We start from the raw sequence: 6,528 nt of genomic DNA on the forward strand, positions 1-6,528 counted from the left end.
AGGGGGCCCTGCGGCATCCGGCCGGTCAGCGGCCGCCGTGGATCAGTTCGACGGAGAAGCCGTGGTCGGTGGAGACGGCAGGCGTTTTGACCTGCGTGACCCCGGTCGCGGCGTCGTAGTACCAGCCCGAGGCGGCCGAGTCGAGCGCCGCCGCCGAGTCCAGCCGGGGCAGCGGTCCGCCCTGCGTGACGACCAGGCGCGGGGCGGGCTTGCCGTGCACGGTGAAGCGGTACCCCCGCTCGGCCGGCTTGCCGGTGTAACTCCCCACGCTGGCACCGACCTTGACGACGGTGACCGGCCCGTGGGCGCGGACGTCCACCCGCTGGGTGGCCGAGGCGCCGGCGGCGAAGCCGCGGGTGACGCCGTCGTCCTCGTACAGGGTGTACGAGGAGTCGCCCTGCGGGTAGAGGTCGTAGTCGAGCCGGGTGCGGTCCCGGTTCTCCCAGGACAGCGTGCCCTCGGGCCACATCGGCACGATCGAGCCGCCCTTGACGAACAGCGGCAGGGTGTCGAGCGGCGCGGAGTACCCGTTGATCGTGGTGGGGCCCTGGTAGGTGCGCCCGGTCCAGTAGTCGGTCCAGGTGCCCTTGGGCAGGTAGATGCCGTCGCGCACCGAGGTGTCGGAGTAGACCGGCGCGACGAGGAAGTCCGGCCCAGCCAGGAACTCGTACTTGGCGTTCGGGCCGAGGGCCGCCGGGTCGTCCGGGTACTCCAGGGCGAGCGGGCGCACCGCGCCGACGCCCGTCTTGGTGGCCTCCGCCGACAGCGTGTACATGTACGGCAGCAGCCGCTCCTTCAGCTGGAGGTACTTGCGGTTGATCGAGGTGTAGGGCTCGCCGTCCAGCCAGGGCTGCTGGTCGCGCTGCTCCTTGCCGGCCATGTCCTTGGCCCAGCCGTCCATGGTCATGATGGCCGGGAGGAAGGACTTCCACTGGAGGTCGCGGGTGTACATCTTCGGGTCGCGGCGGTAGATGGAGCCGACGTCGCCGGTGTTGTAGGCGATGCCGGACATGGTGGCGCCGGCGTAGGTGGGGATCTGCCAGCGGATGTAGTCCCAGGACAGGCTCTGGTCGCCGCTCCACAGGACGCCGCAGCGCTGGGCGCCGGCCCAGGAGACGGGCAGCCAGACGAAGCCGCGGGCGTCGCTGCCGTCCTCGATGCCGGCCTTGGCCTGGTCGCAGGCGTTCAGCGCGAAGTCGTAGCCGTTGCCGACCCAGGCGACGTCGAGCTTGCGCACCCGGACGCCGGCCTTGACCTCGGCGGCCTGGTCGGGCAGGCCGTTCTGGGTCCAGAGCCCGAGCTGGGCGTGGTCCTTGCGCAGGCCCTCGCCGGTCTGGGCGAGGTTCTCGTAGCCGCAGCCGTAACCGTCGTTGACGAGCATCCAGCCGAGCGGCATCTGGTTCTGTGCGTAGCCGTCGGCGACCTTGAGCGAATCCGTGGTGTGGCGCTCGCCGCGGTTGGCGTTGTGCAGGTAGCAGTCGGCGGAGCCGGGTTCCAGGCCGTAGACGGGCGGCATGAAGGGCTTGCCGACCAGGGCGGTGTACTTGCCGATCACCGACTTGACGTCGCCGGTGAAGTAGTAGGCGTCCAGGCGTCGTTCCTGCTGGCCGGTGTGCACGGGCGAGCCGAAGTCGTAGATGCCCGGTGCGAGGGTGTTGCGGAAGACGCCGTAGCCGGCGGTGGAGATGTAGAACGGCTGCGAGTTGTTGTAGCCGCCCTCGTTCCAGTTGGTGCTGTTGGCGACGTGGACGGTCTTGTCCCGGTGGGAGAAGGAGCCGTTCTGTTCGCCGCCGCCGAAGAACTGCTCGTCGGCGCCGCGGACCAGGCTCTGCCGCAGCCCGCTGGTGGACCAGCGCAGCGGGGCGTCCTCCTGCCAGACGGCGGTGCGGTTGTCGGCCTTGTACAGGCCGAACCTCAGGGGGTGCTTGTAGACCCGCAGCACCTGGTCCTTGGAGCGGATGCCGTAGTAGTCGCCGGCGTCGAACGACGAGGTGCTGCGCTGGAGTTCGGGCTGCTTGCGGATGATGGTGCTGCCGGCCGGGTCGGTGAGCACGCCGTCCGGGGCGGCGCGCAGCCGCAGCTGGTCGTCGGCGAGGAAGTCGACCTTGGCCTTGAGGGTGCCGGCGGCGATGTCGTAGCTGCCCTGGCCGCCGGAGAAGGAGGTGAGGTTTCCCGCGTCGGCGGTCTGCGGCAGGTAGGCGCGGCCGGTGAAGGAGCCGCCGTGCACGTCGTAGGGGACGACCAGGACGTGGTAGGTGCCCGAGGCCTTCGGGATGACGGTCGCCTCGGGGTTGGCGGTGCCCGCGCTCTCGGCGACCTCCTTGCCGTTGGCGTCGTAGATGTAGAGGTCGAAGTCGTCGGTGGGGTTCTGCCACTGGATCGAGAGCGGGACGCCGCCCTCGGGGTTGTCGTCCCAGTAGCCGGCGGGCGCGTCGACGGTCAGGTCGAAGCGGCCGCAGACGGTGCCGTCCGGGTCCTGGGTGGCGGACGGGCAGGAGGTGGCGCCGCCGAGGGTGCCCTTGGCGTACGTGGGGCTCTGCCAGGTGGTGCTCTGGTGGCTGCCGTCGAGGACGGCGGAGCCGGGGGTGGCGGCGCGGGCCGGCAGGGCGGGCCCGGCGATGGCGGCGATGCTGGTGAGGGCCACGGTGAGGGCGGCCCGGCGGAGGCGAGGTCGTACCAAGCGCACGGTGTGTTCTCCCGTCGGATGAGCAAGAGATGTTCACTTACTGCGCGAAGCTGCTTGAACATGGGGGAATACAAGCAACATTCACAGTTATGGCCGGTCCATGTCAATGGTGGAGCCGCCGTTCTCGACACCCCGGACGGCGGCCGGGGCTACTTCACCGATCCGGCGGTCAGCCCGGAGACGACGTGGCGCTCGATGACGGCGAACAGCACCACGACCGGCACGATCGCGACCACCGATCCGGCGAACAGGTAGTTCCACTCCACGGTGTAGTTGCCGATGAAGCCGTTGATACCGACGGTCAGCGGCTGGCTCTCCGGGGCCGTCGACAGGGTCAGGCCCATCACGAACTCGTTCCAGGCGGAGATGAAGGTGAAGATCACCGCGGTGACCACGCCGGGCATGGCCAGCGGCAGCACCACCCGGCGCAGCGCCCCGAGCCGGCCGAGGCCGTCGAGCAGCGCGGCCTCCTCCAACTCGACCGGGATCGAGCCGATGTAGGCGGTGAGGATCCAGACGGCGAAGGCCAGGTTGAAGGCGGCGTTGCAGAGGATCAGCGTCCAGACCGAGTTGAGCATGTCCAGCTGGTAGAACTCGCGGTAGAGGCCCACCAGCAGCGAGGTCGGCTGGAACATCTGGGTGACCAGGACGAGCAGCAGGAAGAGCTTGCGGCCCCGGTACCTGAACCGCGCGGTGCAGTACGCGGCGGGCAGCGCGACCAGCAGCGCCAGCACGGTGGAGCCGCCGGCGACCAGCAGGGTGACCTTGAGGTTGGCGCCGAGCGTCGACTCGCGCCAGACGTCGACGAAGTTGGACCAGGCGGGGTGGCGCGGCAGGTAGCCCGCGTCGCGCAGCTCGTCGGCGGGGCGCAGCGCGGTGACGGCCATCTCCAGGTACGGGAGCAGGAAGACCGCCGCCAGCAGCCAGGCGGCCGCCGCCATGACCAGGGTGCGCGGCCGTATCCGAGCCCGGATCCGCGGCTCGGTCTGCGGCCGGATCCGGCGCGCGGGCGGGCGTGGCCGGCGTGTGGGCGGGCGGGCCGTCAACGCTCCTCCCCGTTCCAGCGGCCGACCTTGAGGAAGACGAGCACCATCAGCACCACCAGGGCGAAGTTGACCACCGACATGGCCGCGGACTCGCCGATGTCGGTGTTCTTCAGCTGGTACATGAACACCGTGCTGGTGGCCGTGGCGCTGCCGGGGCCGCCCTGGGTCATGCCCCAGATGACGGGGAAGGAGTTGAAGACGTTGATCAGGTTGATCACGAGGCCGACCAGGAAGGCCGGGCGCAGCAGCGGCAGGGTGATCCTCCGGTAGGCCTGCCACGGGGAGGCGCCGTCCACCCGGGCCGCCTCGTACAGCTCGCCGGGGACGGTCTGCAGGCCGGCGAGCAGGGTGTAGGTGGTGAACGGCAGCGAGACGAAGACGGCGACGAGGACCATCCAGGGCCAGGCGGTCGACGGGTCGCCGAGCCAGTCCCGGGGGCCGTCGACCAGGCCGAGGTCGGTCAGCGCGGTGTTGAGCACGCCGGCCGTCCGGTCGAGCATCCACCGGAAGCCGATGGCGGTCATCAGGACGGACGCCGCCCAGGGGGCGATCAGGGCCCAGCGGGCGAACCTGCGCCCGGGGAAGCGCTGGTTGAACAGCTGGGCCAGGCCGAGCGAGAGCGCCATCGTCAGGCCGACGACGGCCACCGTCCAGACCACCGTCGAGAGCAGCACCCGGCCGAGGTCGGCCTCGCCGAAGAGCTTGCGGTACTTGTCCAGCCCGGCGGAGCCGCGGACGAATCCGCTGGTGCTGATGCGCAGGAACGAGGTGCGGGCCATCTCGTAGACGGGCCACAGGACGACGGCCAGGATCAGCAGGACGGCCGGGGCGATCCACGGCAGCGGTCCGAGCCGGCCGGGGCCGGAGCCCGTCCGGGCGGGCCGGCCGGGCCCGGAGGCCTGGGGGGTGGGGGAGTCGAGGGACACGGCGGTGCCTTTCGGACGGGGCGCGGGCCAGGGCGGGCGTGCCCTACTTGTTCGCGACGGCGTCCCGGGCCTTCTTCTGCAGGTCGCCGAGCACCTTGGCCGGGTCGCCGGCGACGGCGGTGCCGATGCTCTTCTTGAGCTCGGCCGAGACCGCGTCCCAGGTGGTGTTGCCGAGCGGGTAGAAGGCGGCGTTCGGCAGGAGGGCGAAGAACGGTTCGAGGTCCTTGTGCTTGCCGCTGGCGGTCATCTCGCGCAGGGTGCCCTGGGTGACCGGCATCAGGTTGTAGGTCTCGTCGAAGGCGAGCGTGTTGTCCTTGGAGTACGCGAAGTCGAGGAACTTCCTGATCTGGTCGCGGTGGCCGTTCTTCTTGAAGGCCATCGTCCAGTCCGCGACGCCGAGGGTGGAGGCGAGCGGGCCCGTCCTGCCGGGGACGGGCGCGACGCCGTAGTCGACCTTGCCGTCCTTGGACATCTGGATCAGCGAGGGGTGGCCGTTGGCCATGGCGGCCTTGCCCGCGGCGAAGTCGGCGAAGGCGGTCTTGCGGTCGGTGGTGGCCGGGTTGGCGTAGGTCAGGCCGGTGTCGACGAGGTTGGCCTTGAGCCAGCGGAAGGTGTCGACGTTGGCCTGGCTGTCGATGGCGTACGTGCCGTCCTTGGCGGTGGGGCCGCCGCCGTTGCCGAGCTCCCAGATCATGCTCTCGCCCTGGGCCTCCTCCGGGCCGAGCGGCAGCGCGTAGGGGGTGACCCCGGGCGCCTTGGCCTTGATCAGTTCGGCGTCCTTGCGCACCTCGTCCCAGGTGGTGGGCGGCTGGGTGATGCCGGCCTGCTGGAAGACGGCCTTGTTGTAGAAGAGGGCGCGGGCGGAGGAGACGAACGGGATGCCGTACTGCACGCCGTCGACCCGGCCGGCGTCGGCGAAGCTCGGGATCAGGTCGGCCCGGGTGTCGGCGGACAGGACGTCCTCGGCCTTGTAGAGGAGGTCGTCGGCGACCTTGTCGGCGTAGCCCCCGGTCTGCAGGACGTCGGGGACGTTGCCGCTCTGGATCATCGTCTTGACCTGCTTGTCGATGTCGTTCCAGTTCATCACCTGGACGTCGACCTTGATGCCGGGGTTGGCCGCGGTGAACGCGGTGGCGACGCCGTTCCAGTAGGCCTTGGAGCTGTTGGACTCCTTCTCGCCGTAGTCGGCGGCGACGAGTTTGAGCGTCACGGCGCCGTTCGGGGAGGACCCGCCACTGCTGCCGCCGCACGCCGTGAGGGCGAGCGCGCCGACGGCACAGACCGCCCAGAGGGCACGTACACGTGTGTTCACCGCAGTTACCGCCTTCGTACGCCGCTTGATCCTAATTGCTTGAAGAGCGCTGGTTCTGAGCAGATTCGAAAGAGCGTGGCGTCGGGCAGTATTCACGAGGCGGACCGGCGGGGTCGAGGTGTCGCCCGGATGTCGTTATCGGACCGTTGCATGACAACTGGCGGTGCAGCAGAGAGCCCGGCCGGTTCTCCCCGGCCGGGCACCCCGCGTGAACAGGTCAGACGCGTGCGACCCGGACCCCGCAGGCGGCGATCGCCTTCTCCTGCGCGGCGGTGGCCTCGTCGTCGGTGACGAGGTCGTGCACCTCGGCGAGCGGGCAGATCTTGGCGAAGGTCACCCGGCCGATCTTGGTGCTGTCCGCCAGGACCACCGAGCGCGCGCTGGCGTGCAGGAACGCGCGGTCGGTCTGGGCCTCCATCTCGTCGTGCGTGGTGCAGCCCTCCTGCGCCGTCAGGCCGTCCACCCCGATGAACGCGAGGTCCAGGTGGTACTGGGCGAGCATCCGGGGGGGGGGGCGCCCCCCCCCCCCCTAAGACCAGCGGGGGGGCGGGCCGCGCG

General features: G+C 70.3%; 5 protein-coding genes. All 5 read right to left on the reverse strand.

Going from position 1 to position 6,528, the window contains the following annotated elements; translation table 11 throughout:
* Positions 1 to 25: 25 nt before the first annotated feature.
* Positions 26 to 2,686, reverse strand: coding sequence for a TIM-barrel domain-containing protein (locus ACFV6I_RS26695; RefSeq protein ID WP_380428073.1), 2,661 nt, complete (start codon positions 2,684 to 2,686; stop codon positions 26 to 28).
* 149 nt (positions 2,687 to 2,835) lie between these two features.
* A complete protein-coding gene (locus ACFV6I_RS26700; RefSeq protein ID WP_380342063.1) occupies positions 2,836 to 3,684 on the reverse strand; it encodes a carbohydrate ABC transporter permease in 849 nt (282 codons plus the stop codon).
* Between the two features lie 44 nt (positions 3,685 to 3,728).
* Positions 3,729 to 4,658, reverse strand: coding sequence for a carbohydrate ABC transporter permease (locus ACFV6I_RS26705; RefSeq protein ID WP_380428075.1), 930 nt, complete (start codon positions 4,656 to 4,658; stop codon positions 3,729 to 3,731).
* A 43-nt stretch (positions 4,659 to 4,701) separates the two neighbouring features.
* Entirely contained in the window at positions 4,702 to 5,970 is a 1,269-nt protein-coding gene (locus ACFV6I_RS26710; RefSeq protein WP_380428077.1) for an extracellular solute-binding protein, read from the reverse strand.
* A gap of 217 nt (positions 5,971 to 6,187) precedes the next feature.
* Positions 6,188 to 6,472 carry a hypothetical protein gene (locus tag ACFV6I_RS26715; protein WP_380428079.1) on the reverse strand — a complete coding sequence of 95 codons (285 nt, stop codon included), beginning with the start codon at positions 6,470 to 6,472 and terminating at the stop codon, positions 6,188 to 6,190.
* Positions 6,473 to 6,528 lie beyond the last annotated feature (56 nt).

This window comes from Kitasatospora sp. NPDC059803 (genome assembly GCF_042732255.1).
Lineage (GTDB): Bacteria > Actinomycetota > Actinomycetes > Streptomycetales > Streptomycetaceae > Kitasatospora.

Coding starts and splice junctions, on each gene's coding strand:
- ACFV6I_RS26715 (WP_380428079.1), bottom strand. CDS start 6,472: ATGCTCGCCCAGTACCACCTGGACCTCGCGTTCATCGGGGTGGACGGC.